This is a genomic window from Oxalobacteraceae bacterium OTU3CINTB1 (assembly GCA_024123955.1).
In the GTDB taxonomy this organism is placed as follows: Bacteria; Pseudomonadota; Gammaproteobacteria; order Burkholderiales; family Burkholderiaceae_D; genus Rugamonas.
In genome coordinates this window covers 5,251,038-5,272,681 of sequence record CP099652.1, presented here as the reverse complement: position 1 = coordinate 5,272,681, position 21,644 = coordinate 5,251,038, and the positions used below count along the sequence as shown (strand labels likewise).

The following is a 21,644-nucleotide window of genomic DNA, read 5'->3' as shown; positions in this document are numbered from 1 at the left end:
CGCGTATGGTGCCAGATATCATTGGGAAATACAAAAAACGGGCGCCCGAGCGGCGCGATATAATCTCGCGGTATCGCTCAAACCTGGACGGACCAGCACCATGACAGACATTGCAGATCAAGAAAACGACGACGAACTGATGCGCCAACTGGGGCTGACGGCCAAGGGGTTTATGTTGTCCCGGATGGAAGGGCGGGTGTTTCTGCGCCTGACCGGCATTGTCGAGTATAACGGCACACATTACCCCTACGACCTGGTGCCGGCGCAGGGCGTGCTGGCCAAGCCGTCGAAGTGGCGCAAGATGGATGGCGACGCGCGCTCGGCGTTGCTGCGCGAGCGGGCCAGCGACGCCGTCGTCGCCGAACTGCATGGTTACGTCGGCGACTTCGTCCGCGAAATGGCCGATGCCTGCGACGATTGCGACCTGGACCCGCAGCCTTTCCTGCAGGCGCTGGCCGACATGCAAATCTCCGAGCCGGCCGGCACGGTGTTCGACCGCATCCGCCAGCGGCTGGAGCACGCCGTCGAGCGCGAGATGGAGGAGCAGCACGCCGAGCGCACCCGGCAAAGCATCAACCTGGCCGAATATCCGGCGTCGTTCGACGTCGCCCGTCGCATCAAGCGTAAGTTTATCGCGCTGCTGGGTCCCACCAATTCCGGCAAGACCCACCAGGCCATCGAAGCGCTGGCCAAGGCGCCCAGCGGCGTCTATCTGGCGCCGTTGCGGCTGCTGGCGCTGGAAAACTACGAACGCCTGCAGGGCATGGAGCAGCATGGCAGGCCGCTGGCCGTCAGCCTGGTCACCGGCGAGGAGCGGCGCCTGGTGGCCGGCGCCACCCACGTCGCCAGCACGGTCGAGATGCTCGATACGCGCACGCCGGTCGATGTGGCGGTGATCGACGAGATCCAGATGCTGGCCGACCGCGATCGCGGCTCGGCCTGGACCGCCGCCGTCTGCGGCGCCCCGGCCCACACCGTCTACCTGGTCGGGGCGCCGGAAGCGCGGCGCGCCATCGAAGTGCTGGCCGCGCGGCTGGAATGCGAGCTGGAAGTGCATGTGTTGAAGCGCAAGGGGCCGCTGTCGATGGAGCCGTCGGCCGTGCGCAAGCTGACCAACCTGCGGCGCGGCGACGCCGTCATCTGCTTTTCGCGCCGGGAAGTGCTGATGTGGCGCGACATGGTGACCGAGGTCGGCCTGTCGGTGGCCACCGTCTATGGCAATTTGTCGCCGGTTATAAGCACTTACCAAGCTCTTCGATGAAGTTGTATTGCAAAATCGGGGAACCGATACTTATCGCTCAATCATTATTGTCAAATCGCTCACCAGAGAGGTCTGACGTGAAGAGCACGAGCTGCGTCAACGTCGTACCGTTCTCATCGCACCATGGCTTGCCGTACCAAGGCCTTGCCGAACCTGCCTTAGAGGCTCTAAGTGCTGCTCCCGCCTTTTCTAGCTCATCGTAGCAACCGTACTGCGAGCCATTTTCCTGAGCCCCATAGGCCTCTAAATAGTCCGTGTTATCAATCCACAGGCTACTGAATGCGACCTGGTTTGCGCAACAGAGGGCGATACGGGCGACATGAAGTTCTCCATGTGCTGAGATGCGGCTTGTGAGGAGCGGCACCATTCCGAAATCTATCGCGACAATGTGTAGGCGATTTTCGTGATCGCGAACCCTCCACATCATGAGCGTTTCGTTATCTTTAAGGTCAAGCCACGGCAGGTTAACGGGTACCGGCGCAGTGCTAGCCAATTTTTCAATTAACGGGGCGAGATAGTCCGGCAAGTTCGCAATCAATAGCGGGTCGACTGTGAGCGGAGTCTCGTAGTCCCCGGCAGAGTCATCCATGACAAATAACGCGGAAGCTTTCGCGGTGGTTCCACTAAGCATGCAACTGTTCGCAAGCCGCAGTTGAAGCTCATCAAAATTCGGCAGAAATTGGGTTGCGTTGCTGCGTTCAATAATTTTCACCTCAAGAGCTGGTTTTTGGGGGCGAAAATAATCTTCAGCACGATATCCATATTCGTCCTTTATGAAGTACTCCTGGGCGTAGCCAGTAGCACGTTGGGACAGCCTAGCCACACCAAGCTCGGCATGCGCGATTTGGGTCAGAAAACCTCTGTCATTAGTTTTCCATGGCTTTCCCAGCCATGGTTCATCTGACCCAGCCGAAACTGCATCAGCATCAGCTCTTGCTAGTTCCTCTTTTGGAGAGTTCCGATAGTACCGATTTAGCATTGCCTCCGTTTGCGCTTCGTGAATGGCATCGTTATCAATCACGTAGCTGCCGACGGCAACAAGGTCTGCGCAGCAAAATACGATACGCGACGGTCTAGGCTTAGCCCCTTTAATTGGCCGTTGTGACAGAAGTGCCGCGCTAATCGCGACAGAATGCAAAATACCGCGCTCGTCTTGCACGCTCCACATCAAAACGGTCGAGCATGTGATTCGATTTAATCTAACTATGTTCGCGACCTCAGGCGGGGAACCAAACAATTTGTCAAGCATTGGCGAAAGATAATCCGGTACGTTTGCTACCAGAAGGCCGCTTTGACTGTGCGAACCGTCTTGCAGCAGTTCTTCCTGACTTACACAGAATACCGCATGCAGTTGTTTGAATTCCTCATCTGGATAGGTCTCTATCAGTTGCTGTTGAAACTCGTTTAACCGAGGGAAATGCTCCAATGCGCGCGCGCGGTGCATTACCGTGACGCTTGCAGGATTTATCTGCGAGGGTAAGATTAAATAATTTTTGTCACCATTTTCATTAGAAGTGCACTCATTTACTTCAAAAGGCTTGCTCCCCAGATGCTCAGATTTCGAAGCTTGATTTTCAATGGAGCTAGCGAAACGGGGGATTGGCGCGGGCGATTTCATATATATCTTCCATGTTGATGTCGATGTTGACTAGGAGAGTATGAATTAGGGTTTAAACGCGCTTACATGGGCAAAGTCCAGAACTCGCCGTTAATATCTTCTTCTTGATGCCTCGACACGTACAGGAGGGGGGCATCAATTCGAAGTGCTCGAATAGGAAAAGTTCCATCCTATTTTCTCATGCAATGAGGATGGTCCTCAGAAAGGACCTTGGCTTGGCGGAGAGAATTTGGACGGGTGAAATTAAATTTCAGGGAAATCTAAAATTTAGGCGCTGTCGTGCTTACACATAGTTCGCACATTGAATTCCGAGGGAACTATGATTGATGGCATTAAAAAATTTAAATTGTCCGCAGTAATGAAAAAGGAATCACACCTTTTGACGTGCCTGCAGAAGCTAGAAACTAAGGCTAGCGCCTTTTGCGTAGCCGACAGCACTCAGCTGCGTTCGCTTATATCCCCAAAAGACGGCCCAGTGCCAACAATTATCGTTAGGTCGAGCCGGGTTCCTGATGGATGGGCTGGGACAATCTGCGAGTGTGATGTCCAGCTCGATGTTTTTGAGGTAGATTTTATGGGCGTCATGGCATATCTGACCTGGATGGACGACGAATTGGCAATCGGAATTCCGGTTGAGTCAATCGCGGCACTTCTTGAGGACCACCCATTGGCTGACAAGATGTTTGTGGTTTGGGTGACGAAAACAGAAGTCGTCGTTCATTCCATTGACAGAACTGAGAATTTTGACAATCGAATTGAAGTTGCAGCGAATAGTTGGCGGCTTGGCCGCTTTATTCTGGATAAGGAATACGCTGCTTCAAAAATGGCGCATTTTCCTGCGTTGCTCTCAGATGGAGAGCAACGCACTGTGAATGAGCGTGGTGGTCCCCTGTACATCATGGAAAGCCTAGAACCCTTGAGAATTCTTTGATTGTCGAGTTGGCTCCCCAAAAAATTGGGGAGCTTTTTTTGTATGACTCTTGGATAAGCCGTTGTTCGGCCTGCCTGCTACGGCGGTTGGATAAACCGGAAAAAATGCAGCACTAAAGCATCAGTGCCCGCCGTTGGCGGAAAAACCGGTCTCAACCATCCATTGGCTCACTTCATGGGCTCGCCATCTTACGATGCCGATGTTACTGCCGAAGTTCGCAGGCGGAGGCAATCGCCATCCTTCCTCCCTACCCAGAGCTCTTAATTTGGCCACAGAAATTCCAAGGACTTCTGACAGCTCAAATATATCGAAATACTCTGTGCTAGCCGCTGCGTTGGAGTTCGAATTGGAGCCGGGAATATTAGCCTCAACGGCATCCTTAGCTGGAATCGATTGGCCAGCTGTGGACCTTGATACTGCAGATGGACGGAAGACTGCTATCAATTCCCGTGCGGCCGTGCGCGCTTCGCCATTAGCAGCGACACTTCTGCGCACATCAAACGAATGAATCTCTGCCCCCTTATACAACGCACGAGTGACCTCGTTGTCATGGTTCGAGATGACCACGGTCGCACCTCGCGCAACCGCTGCGTGCGAGACATCGACCAATTGCTGCTGTTGTTGCCAGCTAAACGAATCGGAGGTGTAGGCGGTGAAAGAGCGTTTGGCCACGGACGCATCAGCGTAGGGCGGGTCACAGTAGACGACATCCCCAGCAGATGCGAGAGCTATAGCAGCCGTAAAATCACCGTGCTGGATTTGCACCTTTTGCAGTTTCACCGCCATTTCCAGGAGCTGCAGGCGAGGAAACTCAGGAAGTTTTTTGGGATGGCCATACGGCACATTGAAGCTATTCCGCTTGTTGACTCGGTATAGCCCGTTAAAACCGAATTTATTGAGGTAAAGAAGGAGGGCCGCACGTTCGACGCCGGATTCGCTTTTATTGAATCGGTCGCGATTTGCGACGTATGCCTCGACGCTCCTGTTTGCCTCGGTAAAGAAGATGGCAGCAGCCTCTATGTAACCGTTGACGTCTCTTTTCAGGCATTGATAGAACTCAATGAGGTCGGCGTTAGCGTCGTTGATGATGATGTCGCGCTCACCTGCTGCTGTGAACACCGACCCAGCGCCTACAAATGGCTCTATCAGTCTTCCTGAGCCTTGGATGTGAGGGAGCACCCTTGAGAGGATGCGCTGTTTGCCGCCAGCCCATCGTAGTGGCGGTCGGGTGTACTTGGAATTTTTCATCCCAAGTGCAGCAACCCTTTTTATCCAAGTTCAGCCATGAGCTTTCTATGAAAAAAAATTCTTAGTTGAATAAAAATGGTCATCGCGGTTGCTATACATATTTTGTACGTAACCGAAAGGAAGAAAATTGAGTAGCAATATTTTGAGATGCAAACTTGCGGACGCGAAGCGTAAATCAGCAGAATTTGCAAGGGCGGTACGTCAGCTTGAGAAGGCACACCATGGCGTGTTATTGACCACTGGAGCGTTGTTGCCAGCCTTGGTTCCAGAGGAAATGTCGGGAGCCACCATGTTGGTTATTCGGTCAGAACGTATTCCAGAGGATTGGGGGGGCACGTCTGACGGTCCATCCTTTGCCATCAACGGTTGCGGAAACGAGTTTGGTACCTCACCATATTTGGCATGGGGCGATGGAGAAATGTCGGTAGCAACCGCGCTCTCTGACGTCGTCGATTTGCTCTACGGTGAGGGCAAAACAGTTTACGTTGCTTGGGTAACGCGGAAATCTGTTTCGGTGCAAACGTTCCATGTGGATAGGGACTTCGAAGACTACTGGTACAGCACGACTAGAGCGCTGGCGGCTGATAGATTTGTGCCAGATGAAGAGTATATTCAGTCATTACACGCTCAGTTCCCTCCGTTGCTCAGCAATGAAGAATATCGGTTTGTAGGCGCAAGGGGGGAGCCAACATACGTTGCACTTCAGTGCTCCTAGTAGGCCTCCGGGGTAGTGCTGCATGTAGCGTCCTCGGGACACCTACAGCGTAAAGTCATTCAACGCGCCCTTGCGGCGCGTTTTTTCGCACTTGCTCAACTACGTCACTCTCGGTCGAGTCAACTCGGCCCAAGCAATACTTAGGCGTACATGTATGCGTGTGAATTCGCTACCGTCCCACGGGAATTCGCGGGCATGTGACCGTGGCTGTCATGACTATATTGGTGCATATGATCCATCGCTGGGTGGTCGTGTTCGTGTTCACGGGTTTGGAGTTTGAGAATTGCGTCGCAGCCTTCGCCAGCATCGAGGGAGGATCAAATTTGAGAGATTCAATCCGGCGAGGAAATGAAGAGGATGCGGTCATCTTGATGGTGCTCGGCGATAGCACAACGGCAACGGAAGCTATGCTTTTTAAAAGAAGTTGTTTCCATATGGAAATTTGGGTAAAATTCTTGGATTGACTCTCGTCGCCCAAGCCCGCGCCGATCGACTCTCGGATTGTTTGGCAGGTCCTGCCAATAGTGCAAGTATCACCATTGTCGTCTCGCGACGATGTATCTCTCGGCCCCGCGCCCGCCGCTCACCACTCACTCGGACTATCATTTCGCGCAAGTTGCGCGCTGTACTAGTACAGCGGTCCGTCGACGATAATGTCAGGAGCAGCAGTCATGAAAATCGAAAACTTGAAAATTGGGCCCCGCCTGATTGGGGCCTTCAGCATAGTCTTGGTGATGTTGATCGCGGTCGCCTTGCTGGGAGTGACGCGGATGGCAGCGATTCAGAACTCGATGGTGGAAATTACAAAAGGTAACGACGTCGAGTCGAGTTTGGCCTCGGCAATGCGACTCAGCGTTGATGATCGCATGATCGCGCTGCGCAATATCGTTTTGCTTGATGATGCGGTTCAGATGCAAACCCAAGTCGAGCGGATTAGGAGGCAGGCCGCTGACTACGACGAGGCAGAGAAACACCTACGCGCAACTTTTGCCGTGTATGGGATACAGGAGGATGAGACTAGACTGCTGGATGAAATTAAGGAGGCGAGCGCGGCAGCGCTGCCCTTGATGGAAAAGGTCCAGATGCTCGGAGTGGCAAATAATACGCCGGTCGCCGTTAAGATTTTGATGGGTGATTTACGTGCGGTCCAGCAGCGTTGGCAAAAAAATCTAGCAGCACTGGTCGCGACCGAGAAGAAGCAAAACGAAGAGGCTACTGCCGCTGCAGATGCGACCTACTTGCTGGCACGGAACATGATGATCGGAATTGCAGCATTGGCAGTGTTGTCCGGAGGGTTGATTGCTCTGCTCATTACTCGTAGCATTACGATCCCCATCAATCGTGCGGTTACGATCGCCCGCACTGTTGCTACGGGTGATCTCACCAGCGAGATCAAGATAACAGGCAAGGATGAGACTTCCATGCTGCTCGAAGCGTTGAAGCTGATGAACGAGAGCCTCGAAAAAATAGTCAGTCAAGTTCGCGCCGGAACTGACACCATGACAACGGCGTCGCGGGAAATCGCTGTCGGCAACCTGGATCTGTCATCTCGCACTGAGGAACAGGCGAGTTCGCTTGAGGAGACGGCATCGTCCATGGAGGAGCTGACTAGCACAGTCAAGCAAAATGCCGACAACGCGCGTCAGGCTGACAGCCTTGCCAGCGCCGCGTCCGCAGTCGCGACGAAAGGCGGCGCGGTCATAAGCGATGTGGTAGGTACGATGGGTGCGATCAACGCGTCTTCAAAGAAAATCGTCGAGATAATCAGCGTCATTGATGGCATTGCTTTCCAGACTAACATCTTGGCGTTGAACGCGGCGGTCGAAGCAGCGCGCGCTGGCGAACAGGGCAGAGGGTTCGCGGTGGTCGCCACGGAAGTGCGCAATCTCGCTCAGCGAAGTGCTTCGGCGGCGAAGGAAATTAAAACCCTCATCAATGATTCTGTATCGAAGGTCGAGTCGGGAACCAGGCTGGTTAACGAGGCGGGCGAGACGATGACCGAGGTGGTAGAAAGCGTGCGGCGCGTGAGCGACATTATCACCGAAATCACCGCCGCGAGCAGGGAACAGAGCCTGGGAATCGAGCAGATCAATCAAGCTGTCATTCAGATGGATGGCGTTACGCAGCAGAATGCCGCTCTGGTCGAAGAGTCGGCGGCAGCTGCTGAGTCGCTGCAGGGGCAGGCTGTTGCGCTCGCAGAGGTGGTCGGTAGGTTTGTGTTGAACCAGCGTTTGGCAAGTGGCGCGATAATGTATGGGCCTTCGGCTACAACCAGCGGCCGCGAATCGCATCAGGGAAATCGCACTTCGAATCGGCTGCCAATGGTGTCCCGTTCCCGGTAGGTCAGCTATGCCCTTATGCGGCCGCAAAGGCGCTGCACCAGCTGTCGTCTGAGGGAGCTCTTGGCAGAGCCGCAATCTGTTTTAGCGTCGGTGCTGATGATGAATATTCGTGTAGCTCGGGTGCGAGTGTCTGACAGAGGCGTGCCGGTGTGGGTGCACATGTGGATCTGTTCTAACCCATGGAAAGTCGTGCGCATGCTGAAGACGCGCTTCATGATTGTAGGCTTAGGTCCCTGTACCTTGGTCGGGCGTGCACAAGCGATTTGGTGTTGGCCTGCGATGTTGAAGTAACCGTCGGCAAGATGCGTTTAACCTTCACAAAACCTGCCCCATTGCCTGGTAGCCAAACCGCAGCTTCCTCTACATCGTTAGGCGCCCGTTGGCAACCCAGTAGTCGGTCCACAGCTGGGCAGTCAGTTAATTCAACTATCGGTCTCTACAGTAATTAGCGATGATCTTAAAGTGCTCTGGACTGATAACAGTAAATGAAAAACCTGTGCGGAACTTGTCTGCACTAAGGCTTGAATGCATCGCCTTCCCTGACACTGTCAATTCTTTGAGTACTCCTTCGTGGAACAGCGAAAATTGAATTTTTGCTGTTCCGCCTAGCTTTGACGGGAAAGGCAGGAGTAAACATATACCTGTCAAACTTATATCGTGCGTCCGAACCTCTGCCGCATGTTCTGCGATTTGTATCGTCGCTCGTACTCGCAACACCTTTCGGAGTCCTTCTCGTCTTTCTTCGCTCATGTTCTCATCCTAAAGCTGTGGCGGCCCAGGCTATGGTACAGCTATTCGCATTTTTTGCGTCGCGCAAGAGTGGGGCAAAACTTTCCACGAATTGCAGAGGAAGTCGAGCATGTTGAGCAATATAGCCATCTCAGTGCTGGTATCCGGCAACGGCGAGGCCAAATCCGCATGTCGGCGGAAAATTTTGAGTGCTGTGGTTTGGGCAACGATGGCTCACACCTATGGGATGCCGAGTAATTTGATAGTGCTTTCCAGGTCGCAGTTCTAGGACAATAAACCATCACCCGTTTGACACGATGATCGCCAACACGCGACACGACCAAGGTCAGAATCACCACCGCCCAACTAGGCCATGCCCATCAGCGAGTAGGTCGCGGCGGTTCGCGTGCCGCAGCTCTCGGTGCAGGGAAATAGATAGCAGCGGGCGCTGCGGCCACGCAGGCGGATCAAGACGTCCCCCGAGGCTGATCAAGATTATGAGCAAATTGCGGCGCCTTCGCATGGCTTGGGGTGTCTCGGCTACACTGGGCCGCCTTCAATATCAACCTGTCAGTCGAGGAACGCCATGCGCACTGCAATCAATCACTCTGTCATGGCCATTGCGGTCGCCATGGCGCTGCTCCCTGCAGCTGTTCAAGCTCAGGTTCAGTCACCCATCGCCACACCGTTTCCCGTGACCATTGAGGTCAATGCCAGCCGATCGGCCGGTTTGCTCACACCGATCTGGCGCTTTTTCGGCGCCGATGAGCCTAATTATGCCACCATGAAAGACGGGCGTAAGTTGCTCAAGAACCTTGGTGATCTGCGCCCAGGACAAGTATATTTCCGCACCCACAACCTCCTTAACACCGGCGATGGCACCGGCGCGTTCAAGTGGGGCAGCACCAATGCCTACACCGAAGACAAGGACGGCAAGCCGGTGTATGACTGGACTGTCGTTGACGGCATCATCGATACCTATCTGGCACGCGGCGTGCGGCCCTACCTGCAGATCGGCTTCATGCCTGAGGCAATGTCGAGCGCTAAACCGGGAACTCCTTATCAACACAGCTGGCGACCTGGATTCGCGTACGAGTCGATTGCGGGCGCTTGGAACTCGCCCCCTAAGGACTACACCAAGTGGGGTGAACTGGCTTACCAGTGGACTAAACATAATGTGGAGCGGTATGGGCGCGAAGAAGTGAAAACCTGGTACTTTCAGGTGTGGAACGAACCCAATGGGAAATCGTACTGGACCGGCACCCAAGACGAGTTCAACAAGTTGCATGATTACGCCATCGCCGGCGTGCGCCGTGCTTTGCCGGAGGCCCGCGTGGGCGGGCCTGACGTGGCCGGCTCAGGCGGCAAATTCATGGATGACTTTCTCGAGCATGTGGCAAACGGCACCAACCACGCCACCGGAGAAATTGGCACGCCCACGGACTTTTTGGCTTTCCACGCCAAAGGCAGTCCGACCTTCGTTAACGGCCACGTACGCATGGGTATTGCCAGCCAGCTGCAGGGTGTTGAAGCAGGCTTTCGCCGAATCGTCGGTGTACCTAAGCTTAGGGACAAGGCGATCGTAATCGGCGAGAACGATCCTGAAGGATGCGCTGCATGCCCGGGCCCGAGAAATGGATATCGCAACGGCACCATGTATTCGAGCTACACTGCGGCGAGTTACAAGCGCATCTGGCAACTGGCTGCACGTAATAAGGTTAATTTGGACGGTGCACTGACTTGGGCATTCACTTTCGAGGACCAGCCTTGGTTTGCTGGCTATCGCCAATTGGCCACCAATGGGGTGGACCTGCCGGTGCTCAACGTATTTCGCATGTTCGCCAAGCTAGGTGCTACGCAACTAGTCGCCCACAGCGATGGCGAAACAGCGCTGGACGACATTTTGAAGAATGGTGTGCGTGAGAAGGCCGACGTGGGTGTGCTTGCCTCGCGCACGCAAGATGGCAAGGTGGCAGTGATGATGTGGCACTACCATGACGACGACGTGGCAGGGCCGGACGCCGCGATCGCACTTAAACTTTCCGGGCTGACCCACCAAACCGCAGCAACCCAATGGCGCGTGGACGGAGCGACCTCAAACGCGTTCAGTGCTTGGAAGGCTATGGGCGCACCGCAATCGCCGAATGAAAAGCAATATGTGCAACTTGAAGAGGCTTCTGTCATGCGTGCGACCACGCTGCCGGCGCCGGCCATCAGCGATGGTGCCGCCACCATTCGCTTGACGTTGCCCCGTCAAGGGGTGACATTGCTAGTGCTGGAATAGAGTGTTTCAATGCAACGCGGTCATCCACTCTCGTCGTTGAACTGAATCACCTCGCATGCACAGCAGGCAGCGCAGCGACGCTTGCGATAAACTTTTGGTGTGAACGAAGACGCGTCAATGAGGTTTCTTCTTCCTTCATTTCTGGATGGCAGGGCGATCGTCACCTTGGAGACAGACGATTTTATAAGTATGAAGAGAGTGCCGCCGAACATATGGGTTCGGCGGCAGAAATCAGAAATTATTTTTCTCGAGCACCTGCGGTTTCGTACTAAATACTAGCAGACTCATCGGAGCGAACAACTCCATAGTAGAACTCCTCGGCGGTGTCGATTTCCTGAATTTGTGGCCAGTACGTCGAGATTCCGTTGCACTTTTCAACTCTTGGCGAGTTCCACCAGGCATCATCAGAATCATCGGCACCATCGCCCTTAGCTAGTGCATCTAGATGCAGCTCATGACAAACCTCGAGAAACCTTCTGCGGTCAAAAAAGTGCTCGACGAAGAGCACGTCGTCGCCGCATACAATAATTAAAAGCAGTGCGCCTATTGCTGTGCTGCGCATCACGGGAAGCAATTGCTCACACCGCAGCCTGATTACATTTTCTCGGCCGCTCATCACGAGGCATGTCATTCGCTCTTCACCTCCAGCGTGCTCAACGATTTGAACGCGCAGCGCAGACGTCGCGAGCGCCTCCGCATCATTACCCATTGTTGTGGGGAACCCCAACACGAGCAAAGGTGCCGCGCGAGTTTTTTCTAGCTGCGGGTGTGACAGCACAGATGACCAACACGTTAGTGCAATTGGTTCGCCGGTTGTCCCCGCTCCGCTTTCTTCGCGCGCTGCATCCAACAACCAGCTGACGCCTGAGCCCGCTTGCTCCAGAGCGCGCAACGAATGTCTCGACAAAATTTTGCCTGCGTACATCTCAAATCCCTTTCCTTTATAGCCGCCTGCGTAATTGCACGCGACATGCTTTGTATAGCCACTTGATGGCGGCATTTTTAGATATCAGTGAAAATATTTTGGCCCTACGTCTCAGTTCACGTAGGTGTGCGACGGCAAATCCCCCAAGAGTGGTCAGGCAACGCGGCCTGCGCCGGAGGTGCCTAACGTCTGCGAGGCAGATTGAATCAACTAGGGACGAATAAACGCAGCACCGTTAGCGTGCTTCCGTCATCAGCATCGCGCCAAGGGGCGCCAAGCCACGGTGTTGGAGAGCCTGCCAGAGCTGCTTTCTCATCGGCAGCGGCCTGTTCGTCGTCGGAGTACTGCCAGTATTCAAGCCCGCACATTTGCGCAGCCTGGGCCTCCGCTATATCGGATTCATCAACCCAAAATCCGGTAAAAGCGACCGAGTCGTTGCAGCAAAAAACGATGCGTGCAAATGAGAGTTCTCGCTGTCCGTCGATTAGCTCCGGGGTCGGCAACATGGTTAGAACATCCGCGTTGACGGCCACGGTGTGCAGCTGACCGTCGTCGTCGCGAGCGCTCCACATCAAGACGGTATGGTTCTCCCTCAGGTCCAGCGTCGGCCAGTTCATTAACTCTGGCGCGAAACCAGCTAGTTTGCTCAGCAGGGGCTCGAGATACGGCGGAATGTTCGCGATTAAAACTGGTCCCGGGCTGTGAGCGATGTTCACGCCGACACTATCCTGGGTTAGCAGCAGCGCAGAAGCCGAAGTATCAGCCCCTGCGGCGGCGCAGGCTTTGGAGAGCCGCTGCTGAATGTCTCTGAAACGCGGCAGGTAGTTAAACGCATCGTGACTGTCTACCAAGCAGACATCGATAGCTGGCTTCACAAACGGGATAAACGATTTAGTGCATTCCTCGTCGGCATTGGTGCCGTAGCTAAGATTTTTGGCCTTGGTGTCTTGGGTTAAAGCGAGATTTTTCATAATGACTCCTAATTTGATGTCGATGTTGACTACCAGCATAGAAATCGTTTTTAGACAACGGTTCAAATTCCTGTTTCACCAACAAAAATAAGAAATTGCTGAAGCTCAGGCTGGTGTGACTCTGCCGCAACACCCCTCGTCCAGCCGCTTTGCTCACACGCCGATGTGGATTCGACCGGAGTGAAAATTCTCTCGACGATGCCGACATTAATTTTCCCCTTTCGATATATGACGTTGCAGCGCCTGAGGAAAACTTGGCCCACCACCCATGGACCAAATCTGAGCTGCTACCGCTGTACAAGCCTGCTACTGTGGCTTCAGCGTTTGTCATATCGGACATTGGCATGCCCTTGTACGCGCCTCATAATTTGTTCCTATACAGAGGATGAGAGCGGTTGGTCGCCTCAAATTATTGAGAGGTCTACGAATGATGCAGGGAACAATAGTAGGGCGATTTGCCTATGGAGAGTTGGTAGACGGCGGCAGTGCAATTGCGGAACTCGTCGATGCTGCGCGCGGTGCTGCGGTAGGCGACGACGGCACTGCTCCCGTTGGAGCGTGGGCGTGGGATAAGGATTTATTTCTTCCTGCGGTTGTGGGCGAATTCCCCGCACCGGTCTTTGTGGTTGGGGTGCCTGAAAAAATGGAAGGTGAGGTCGAAGCTTGGGCAGCGCAGCCGCTGTGTATCGAAGTGGTGGCTGAGCGGTGGCTAAAGCATAAGTGCGCGTGCTTGGTGTTAGACGGTACGAAGCATGGGCTTGAGCTGAACGTCGAGGCTATGCAGGTGCCCCTGTATTTGTTACGCGACCATCGCCTCGTCGTCGTATTCGTCGGTGAGGCGGAGATGACGGTTGCCAGTTATACCATCAGGCGGCAGCATCTTGTTGAGGCCTTGGCTGGTCTAGAGGATGAGGAGTTCGTAGAGGGGGGGCCTCAATGGGCGAATGACGTGGATTGGTCACATGCGCCGAGCTCTACAATTGTTGGTGGCAAAACGCGTTGGCGTGTTTCGATGCTACGTTCGCCGCTTGGCCTGAAAGGCTTGCGTTGATTTGATTGGAGACGAAGAAGAGCGCACAAGCGCTCTTCTTTTTCTATGTTAAATATGTCCGTAGTTGAAAACGCATGGGTAGGAGTAGGCTCTACGCCACTGGAGGCCAGCCGCTGGTGTAGTCGCGCACTTTGCAAGGACAGTGCTTCGCCGCCATCTCGAAATCTTAGCCGTGGTTTCTTCGAATTGCGCCAAGGACTAGTTCCAAGTCGGGCCTTATGAATTCGCGCGTATTGGGGCTGAAGAACTGGCACCCGTGAAAGCGGCAGATGTCTACTATGAGCACGAGAAACTGAGGGGCCTCGTCTCGAACGTCGCATCGAAATGAAACAGATGCACCCTTATCGAGTTCGAAGAGTAGGTCGATACGACTGCCATTTTCTGGGCCAAATACTAGCCAATTCTCGAGCATCTGCCACGGTGGTCCCATGTAATACGCAAGCTCCTTTTGGAAGCTGTAAGCCAAGTGCAGGGGAAGCGGAGAGGGCTCCCAGCCTTCGCTGGGTAAGCCTGGTGACCGAGCATCGGAATAGACTACATATAGGTCAAATTGCCAGGCTGCCATTGGTCGCTCCGTTTGCGAACGCATCGCATTCTTAAGCTTACCATCCACCGCTCGAAGCGTCACTCTGTTCAGGTCGGAAGCTCTACAGGTTTTGTACGAGCTCGATAATTTGTTGTATCTTCACCGGTTTGACAAAATAGTGGTCAAAGCCAGCTGCAGCGCCTTTCGCCTTATCCTCCGCAGTACCATACCCCGTGACTGCGATAAGTAAAGAGCCAACGGTATTGGGCATACCTCTCAGTTTACGCGCGAGGTCATATCCGTTCATGTCGCCCGGTAAGCCGATGTCCAGAAGACAAGCATCAAAATAGGTATGTTCGGCCAACGCAATCGCTGCCTGAGCATCGTTGACCGTGTGGGCAGAGTACCGAACTGCCTCAATATAAGCTGCAGTGACCTCAGCAGCATCTACGTTGTCATCGACAACCAAAAAACGAATCGCTTTCGGTATCTCACAGGAGCTTTGTGAAGTTGCAGGACTCGCCAATGTCTCTCCATTGTCGTTCTCTAGTGGAAGGCTAATAGTAAAGCGGCTGCCCAAGTTCGGGCCGGCACTTTCCGCCGTGACCCATCCGCCGTGTAACTCTACTAGGCTCTTAACCAGCGACAGTCCTAGCCCAAGCCCACCCTCCGACCTAGCCAAACTTCGCTTACTCTGAACGAATAGGTCGAAAACATGCGGCAGAAATTCCTCTTCGATGCCGATGCCGGTATCTTGAACCTCTATTCGAACTTCTTGGTTGACCTTCCAAATTTTCGCAGAGATAGTTTGAGATTCTGGGGTGTATTTTGAAGAGTTGTTGAGCAAGTTGGTAAGCACCTGAACCAATCGCTTGTGGTCGCCCCGAACATACAAGGGGGCTGCGGACGCATCCCACGTGAGCACCTGCCTCCGGCTTTGAAAATGAGGCAAAACCTGTTCGCTTGCGTCTGTCAGCACTTCTGCAATGTTCACCACGTTGCTTTCAATCTCCACCATCCCTTTAGTTACGCGGGCGACGTCCAGGAGGTCGTCTACTAGCATGGTAAGGTGACGAACTTGCCTAGTGATGACTTGGCTAATTGAGAAGACCTGGTCCGGGTTGTTTGTTAAACGGGGCAATAGTTCCACCGCCGAGCTTATCGGCGCTAGCGGGTTCCTGAGTTCGTGCGCAAGCATAGCTAGAAAGTCGTCTTTACGGCGGTCGGCTTCCTTCAGTTTTAGTTCTACACGTTTGCGTTCGGTAATATCGCTAGCTGCACCTACCCACTCGCGAATGTCACCGGTCTCGTCGAGCAATGGAACGGCTTTGGAATAGGTCCAGCCCTCAGTTCCATCAACGCGTATCACGCGGTGCTCAAGTTCAAACACACTTTTTGTTCTAATCGCAGTTGCGATTGCGTTTCGGGCCAGCTCAACATCTGCGGCGTGAACGTATTCTTCTATACGATACTCATCCCAAGAGGCAGTGGTCTTTAAGAAGCCGCGTCCGTCAAGTCCGTGCATGAATCGCCAGTCCGGACTCATTCGATAGACCACATCAGCCGAGGCGGTCATGAACGCCCGCATACGTCCTTCGCTCTCCTTAAGTGCTACATCCGAGCGCACCCGTTCGCTTACGTCAGCGATAGTGAGCATGATGAAGACCTGCTTCCCGTCCTCATTGAAAATAGGGGTGATCTCCGCACTCCAATAGCGCTCTTCGAAAGCTGTTGAGCCGTTAGGGTGAGTCACTGCTATGGGATAACGTTGCAACGGCATTTTATGAGGCTGCTCTGTATCCAAAACTTCATCCATTGTTTTACGCAATGCCTGGACCCCTGTGTCAGCATCATCCTCCGGGTTCCCAGGAAATGCTTCAAAGAGGGACACGCCAATCAGTTCTTCACGAGTACGGCCTGTGACTTCAAGATACGCAACGTTTGCGGTCAAAATTTTCGCTTCTCTGCCTGGCGAAAGAAGGCAACTCGCAATAGGAGAATGCATGAAGAGCGATTCGAACGGAAATGACAGCGACATAAAACATGTAGTCAGATTGTGGTATGCAAATTATAAGGGTTTCTCTCGCATGCGGCGCTTCGGTTGTGTCCGGGTGTTTCAAGATTTTTCAGGCATCCCTGATGGTGTCAGGGGCGAAAGGGGAATCAAGGTGGGCCTATGTGAAACATGACGCTATGCAAGCCAATTCGTGCGGGCGTGCAGGCACATTTTCTAAGACAGGAGCAACTTTAATGAATAGATCGAAGCTTCGCGCCGCATTGGCCTTCTCTCATATCGAACACCCGTGCGTCGATGAGATCTATACCGATCTGACCCGCGTGTAGGGCGGAACGCTCGAACTGGCGCATCGCATTAAGTAGGAGGTGCGCGGCGCCTCTGGCCTGCCTTACCAGATCGGCATCTCGCCCAACAAATTGCTGTCCAACATGTGCTCATATTTACCTGAAGAGAAACGTATGAACTGCTGAGTCAGCGCTGGCACGCAGATGATTTGGCCAGGCATCCCAGTGCTAAGGAGCAGATTTGACACGGGTGCCGCCGGTCATGGCAATTGGTGGATTTTCAAGCCGAATAAGCCATGCTATCTTCGCGCATCAGCTGGCGCGCGATGATTTGTGAACACATGCTGCCTTCTCAACATCGGTGAGTAAGCGTAAAGGACATGTTCTGCGGTTTATCCGGCCTCGCCTAGCCGAAGCAGGCTAGATGCCCGCTCTGGCAGGGAAAATATCATCCAGCGAAAGTAACGCCAGATGCAGGGTGAGAAGAGGTATCTTGAGGCGTCAGCGATTCGATGGCTACCAGAGGATTCCAGTAGTCCAAATAGTGAGTGATAAGCGCTTCGTCATTGGTGCGAACTACGGAAATACAAGTTTGCTCGTACGCTTTGCCGGTAGGGATTGCGGTACCTGTGGAACGGAATTCGGTGATTACCAGACTCGGGTCGACTGTATCGTGAAACACCATGTCGACGAACTTGACATCGAAGATTTTGGGGAAGTTGGCCATATGTGCCACCAATGCTTCATGGCCGACTACCTTCTTTGGTACGCCTGCTGGGGCGAACGGAAATTCGAGCACTGCGTCTGGGGCGAAAAGCTTTACCCATTCGTTTACTAATCCAGCGGAAGTGAGGCGCAGGTGTTCGGCTACAGCATGCTGGGCGGCAGAGCGGCGGGAGGTGTCGTCTTTCAGTAATGTCATGATAATTCCTATGTTGGTTTCGGAAAGACATATTGTACCCAAGTTGACATCATGATGTCAACTTGGGATCGTTGAGCAGTGGTGTTAAAATCCGTTAATGAAAAAAAATACCTCTTTGGCGGCCGCTGCCGCCCTCAGTGAAACAGTATTAGCTTTGTTTAGGGCCTCTAACAGTTTGATGGCCGCAGGAGACCGTCTAGTTGCCCCCCTTGGATTGACGAGTTCGCGGTGGCAGGTGCTGGGTACAATCGTCGCGGCGGAACGCCCTCAACCTGTCGCGTGGCTGGCGCGCGACATGGGAGCTAGCCGACAAAACGTTCAGCGGGTCGTCAATGATTTGTTGCGAGAAGGCTACGTTTGTACGGCTCCCAATTCCCACCATCGAAGAGCCTCGCTAGTGTTGCTAACTGACAAAGGTCGAGAAGCCTTTGACAACGCTATAGAACTAAAGACCCCGTGGATGAACAAGTTGTCTTCAGATATTGATGTTGAGGATATTGAAGCTATGAAGCGAGTATTGGCTACGTTGCTTTCGCGTCTAGATGCCGAGTTAGCGGGCAAAGAGGTTGCATAAGACGGTGCGAGCGGTCAACTGAATTCGGATGAGGGACAGGAGGCTTGTGTGAAACGGGTAACTGGATTGACCTTCTCTCCAGTTCCTAGCGAACGCCGCGACCCCGTACTACGACCACTCTCGAATCCCAATTCCTTCAAGCCCTCGTGGATCCGTTTTAGGGTGCGCCGCTATATGCGCGACTTAGCCGAATCGGTCGAAAGCGTTTGCCTACTACCGTTTGGGGACCTCGCCCCGCTGTCTGCGCCGGTCAACACTTAATTGCGTCGGCCGATGGCTACGCCACGCAAGACGCGTTCGGCCGAAGGGTTATCGATCTCAATGGCGCCGTCGTCGCAATAGCGCAGCAACGCCGACCACAGCTTGAACGCGTACAGGATTGCCCCGGCCGTGTCGGATTTGCGCGAGAGCGTTTCGAGCGTGGTACGCAGCCAGCGCTTTAGGTCATCGACTTGCTTGAGAGCGGGCTTGCCGAACTTCTCTGCGGTCTTCGGGCGGTTAGCCCAGTATCTCCGCCTCGATCAAATAGAGCTCGGCAATCCGGCGCAGAGCCTCTGTGGTCAGCGGCGTTGGTCGTGCCGCATGCAGGTCGTGGAATTTGCGCCGCGCGTGCGCCCAATAGGCGGCTTCTCGAACCGTGACGTCCTCGAATATGGTGTCGAAGCTGGCATAGGCATCGGCTTGCAACACGCCCTTGAACTCAGCGATAGCTGGCGATTCATCGCAGTCGTATGCGCCGCGTTGTCTATTTGAAGGAGCTAAGGTCTTGGCATTCTGAATCAGCGTCAGTCTGGACTGGTTGAACGACATTGTTCGTAGATCTAGCGTCTGATCGGCCGTGCAGTTCCTGCGAAATCGTGTCGGTTGAACAAGAAAGATGTTAAATCCTCATCGGTATGCAGAAGATTGCTTGACTACCCGATAATAATAATACTATTATAATATTAAGAATAAATGAAAAGTCCGGCCCGTTGGCTCATCCGGCCAAAACGATGTGAATAGCGGTCAAGCAGTCCCCCTTCGATATAGTTTTAAGTAGCAGGGCGCCCAAGCATTTAAATTATAGTTCGGTATGGTAGCTATTCACACGTGCATGAGCGTAAGCATTTAAGGTTGCTGTAAAAAAATAATAAATATTGTTTTTTTGGTAGTTTGCATGAGATTCTGAAAGGTCTGCGAAGTTTAAAATAATTGCATTTTTAAATAATTCTTCCATCTCATAAAGGAAATAACCGTGATCCGAAAAGTATTACTGTCTATCGCAGCGGCTGTTTTAACCACTTCTGCAGCGGCCGAGACTATTGACTTTGAGTCGCAGGATGGTGGCTACGGTTACTCGAACTACAGTTTTTTAGAGGATGGGTTTAGAGTAACTTACTCTCCAATTAGTGTTTTCGGGTTTTATCTGATTGATGATCCAGCTGATCATCTGGGTCAGTGTAATCCGGCGTGCGCCTCGAACGGAACGACTGCTTTTTATTCTATGAACGAAAGTAGTGTCACTATAGATCTCGAGAACAAGGGGGTTTTTTCCTTGAATTCGTTTGATGTGGCTCAGACATTTATTGGGAACAATCGACCCTTAACATTAACATTGACTGCGACGGGAGTTAATGGCGATGTGACACAAAAAATCTTCATTGACGCTGATGCGGCCAAAACATTTTCGAGTTTAAAGTTTGTCGACTTCGTTAATATTTCATCCTTGACAATCGTGGGAGGAAATGAGTTTCCGGAGTTTGCAATTGACAACATCAACGTCTCTCCATCGGCAGTTCCGGAACCTGCCTCTTGGGCAATGCTGATTGTTGGCCTCGGAGTCATTGGCGGAGCAGTTCGGCGCAGGCGGGTCCTTTGCGACATCGCTTGACAAGGTTGTGGCTAATCTTGCCGAGATGCATTGGCGAATTTCGACTTATGGCTTGCAATGTCAGTAACGGTTGTTCAAATACCAAGGCATCAAACATGAAGATTTTCGCCGTTTTGCGGTCGCGCTAGTCGCTCTCCTTTTCTGCTTGACTGCACCTTTCGTTCAAGCCGCAGGAGTTTCGCGCGTTGGTTACGGTATCACGGCTTCGGGTTCATCGGCCCACTGCGGCGTGTTCGACGCTTATACCAACGGCAAGTGTAATATATGGACTGCTGCAGCCGGCTTCACGTCGATTGTGGCCGGGGGCGCCGGGGAGGGCATCGCCTGCGCGTCTGCTAACAACACTCGTATCTCACCCGCCTGCGGGAGTGACGGCCTGAGTTACGCGTGTTCATTTGTTCGCAAAATAGACCCTCTCAGCCTGGCTCTCCTGCTAGGTCCTCGCGGATGGCTCGACCCTGTCGTGAGCCCCACGAGCTCCCCATTTTTTTAGGTCATCATGGATCTCTTTAAGCGTGCGCCGCTGATTGCGCGACTTAGTTGCCTCGATCTTGTGGAGCGCCTGAGGCTGGAACGCGTGTTTGTCGATGTCGCGGGTGTATTGCCGCTCAGCGTAGACCGTTTTCGACGTGCATGTAGCGGTCACGGTGTTTCTGGAGCTGCCAAGCCGCCTGGCGTCTCTTTCAACAAGATCTGCTCTCAAATGCAGTAGCATCCAAATAATGACTAGTAATTCCACGTCGATTACTCCAAGTCCGCGATTAATGTAAAAAGCAGGGCCGCGTCTTAAATGTGGATCAAATTCGCTTGCGAATTATGCGAAGAAGTGGAGCGGATTACGATGCGAATCGACAGACTTCTATTGTTGCGGGATGCTTGCACTGGGCACCATAAACCGTATCCAGACCAACTGGATAATCGTAAAGACGGCAAAGCAGTCCATTTAAAAAGAAAAGCTAGTTAATCACTCACGGTCGGTCGATGCTCACGATCGGAACCCTCGCCCGTTAAACCTAATTCCGAGCGCAGCAACCAGCGCGAGATGATTGCAACCTCACTAGGGGATAATCCTGCTTCCAATCCCTGTTCAACCTTGGCCGCGCGGAGTTTGCAAGCCGATAGCAATTCGGCGCCTGTCGCTGTCAGATCAAGATGCCTCACCCGGCCATTGACGGCATGGGCGCGGCTCACCAAAGCTTCCCTGCGTTTTAGGTTGTTCACAATAACGGTAACGGTCGGCGTCGTCAGCCCCGTCATGCGGGACAACTCTGCATTTGAACTGCCATGATGCTCCGCGAGCAGGCGCAGTACCAGAAACTGCGGTGGCGTTACTTGGAGGTCAGCAAGGGCCCGCTCCATGTCCAGCCTATGTGCGG

Annotated in this window: 13 protein-coding genes and 4 pseudogenes; 9 read left to right on the top strand and 8 right to left on the bottom strand. The window is 53.3% G+C overall.

The features are described from left to right. Nucleotides 1-100: 100 nt before the first annotated feature. Nucleotides 101-1,231 (top strand): annotated as a pseudogene (locus NHH73_22775) (RNA helicase). Nucleotides 1,232-1,298: 67 nt separating this feature from the next. Here the strand turns inward: NHH73_22775 and NHH73_22770 are convergent. Next, nucleotides 1,299-2,879: a hypothetical protein gene (locus NHH73_22770; protein ID USX25391.1), complete on the bottom strand. Its 1,581-nt coding sequence runs from the start codon at nucleotides 2,877-2,879 to the stop codon at nucleotides 1,299-1,301. 319 nt (nucleotides 2,880-3,198) lie between these two features. Between NHH73_22770 and NHH73_22765 the strand changes: the two genes are divergently transcribed. Then, the gene (locus tag NHH73_22765) at nucleotides 3,199-3,810 is read left to right on the top strand and encodes a hypothetical protein (GenBank protein ID USX25390.1); all 612 of its coding nucleotides are present in this window, start codon (nucleotides 3,199-3,201) and stop codon (nucleotides 3,808-3,810) included. A 120-nt stretch (nucleotides 3,811-3,930) separates the two neighbouring features. On the opposite strand, the gene NHH73_22760 is transcribed toward NHH73_22765, so the two are convergent. Then, a complete protein-coding gene (locus NHH73_22760) occupies nucleotides 3,931-5,058 on the bottom strand; it encodes a Dam family site-specific DNA-(adenine-N6)-methyltransferase (GenBank protein ID USX25389.1) in 1,128 nt (375 codons plus the stop codon). A 127-nt stretch (nucleotides 5,059-5,185) separates the two neighbouring features. Here NHH73_22760 and NHH73_22755 point away from each other — a divergent pair, with 127 nt between their 5' ends. The 4 genes and pseudogenes from NHH73_22755 (at nucleotide 5,186) to NHH73_22740 (ending at nucleotide 11,128) form a co-directional block, all read left to right on the top strand. Beyond that, the gene (locus NHH73_22755) at nucleotides 5,186-5,773 is read left to right on the top strand and encodes a hypothetical protein (GenBank protein ID USX25388.1); all 588 of its coding nucleotides are present in this window, start codon (nucleotides 5,186-5,188) and stop codon (nucleotides 5,771-5,773) included. A 734-nt stretch (nucleotides 5,774-6,507) separates the two neighbouring features. Next, nucleotides 6,508-6,951, top strand: a pseudogene (locus NHH73_22750) (methyl-accepting chemotaxis protein). Between the two features lie 81 nt (nucleotides 6,952-7,032). Beyond that, a pseudogene (locus NHH73_22745) lies at nucleotides 7,033-8,115 on the top strand (methyl-accepting chemotaxis protein). Between the two features lie 1,315 nt (nucleotides 8,116-9,430). Then, nucleotides 9,431-11,128, top strand: a complete 1,698-nt coding sequence (locus NHH73_22740; protein ID USX25387.1) for a hypothetical protein — start codon at nucleotides 9,431-9,433, stop codon at nucleotides 11,126-11,128. A 268-nt stretch (nucleotides 11,129-11,396) separates the two neighbouring features. Here the strand turns inward: NHH73_22740 and NHH73_22735 are convergent, their stop codons facing one another. Together NHH73_22735 and NHH73_22730 are read right to left on the bottom strand one after the other, a co-directional pair. Next, nucleotides 11,397-12,128, bottom strand: a complete 732-nt coding sequence (locus NHH73_22735; protein ID USX25386.1) for a hypothetical protein — start codon at nucleotides 12,126-12,128, stop codon at nucleotides 11,397-11,399. Between the two features lie 131 nt (nucleotides 12,129-12,259). Next, complete coding sequence (locus NHH73_22730; GenBank protein USX25385.1) at nucleotides 12,260-13,024, bottom strand: hypothetical protein; 765 nt, start codon at nucleotides 13,022-13,024, stop codon at nucleotides 12,260-12,262. A gap of 427 nt (nucleotides 13,025-13,451) precedes the next feature. Here NHH73_22730 and NHH73_22725 point away from each other — a divergent pair, with 427 nt between their 5' ends. Continuing rightward, nucleotides 13,452-14,075, top strand: coding sequence for a hypothetical protein (locus NHH73_22725; protein USX25384.1), 624 nt, complete (start codon nucleotides 13,452-13,454; stop codon nucleotides 14,073-14,075). 647 nt (nucleotides 14,076-14,722) lie between these two features. Here NHH73_22725 and NHH73_22720 read toward each other — a convergent pair. Both NHH73_22720 and NHH73_22715 read right to left on the bottom strand, forming a co-directional pair. Beyond that, entirely contained in the window at nucleotides 14,723-16,606 is a 1,884-nt protein-coding gene (locus NHH73_22720; GenBank protein USX25383.1) for an ATP-binding protein, read from the bottom strand. A 744-nt stretch (nucleotides 16,607-17,350) separates the two neighbouring features. Then, entirely contained in the window at nucleotides 17,351-17,824 is a 474-nt protein-coding gene (locus NHH73_22715; protein USX25382.1) for a nuclear transport factor 2 family protein, read from the bottom strand. A 97-nt stretch (nucleotides 17,825-17,921) separates the two neighbouring features. On the opposite strand from NHH73_22715, the gene NHH73_22710 reads away from it, so the two are divergent. Continuing rightward, nucleotides 17,922-18,398 (top strand): MarR family winged helix-turn-helix transcriptional regulator, encoded by a 477-nt coding sequence (locus NHH73_22710; protein ID USX25381.1) that lies wholly within the window; start codon nucleotides 17,922-17,924, stop codon nucleotides 18,396-18,398. 260 nt (nucleotides 18,399-18,658) lie between these two features. On the opposite strand, the pseudogene NHH73_22705 reads toward NHH73_22710, so the two are convergent. After that, nucleotides 18,659-19,148, bottom strand: a pseudogene (locus NHH73_22705) (transposase). A 484-nt stretch (nucleotides 19,149-19,632) separates the two neighbouring features. On the opposite strand from NHH73_22705, the gene NHH73_22700 reads away from it, so the two are divergent. Beyond that, entirely contained in the window at nucleotides 19,633-20,268 is a 636-nt protein-coding gene (locus NHH73_22700; protein USX25380.1) for an NF038120 family PEP-CTERM protein, read from the top strand. 960 nt (nucleotides 20,269-21,228) lie between these two features. Here the strand turns inward: NHH73_22700 and NHH73_22695 are convergent. Next, on the bottom strand, nucleotides 21,229-21,627 hold the full coding sequence (locus tag NHH73_22695; protein ID USX25379.1) for a MarR family transcriptional regulator: 399 nt from the start codon (nucleotides 21,625-21,627) through the stop codon (nucleotides 21,229-21,231). Between the last annotated feature and the right edge of the window lie 17 nt (nucleotides 21,628-21,644).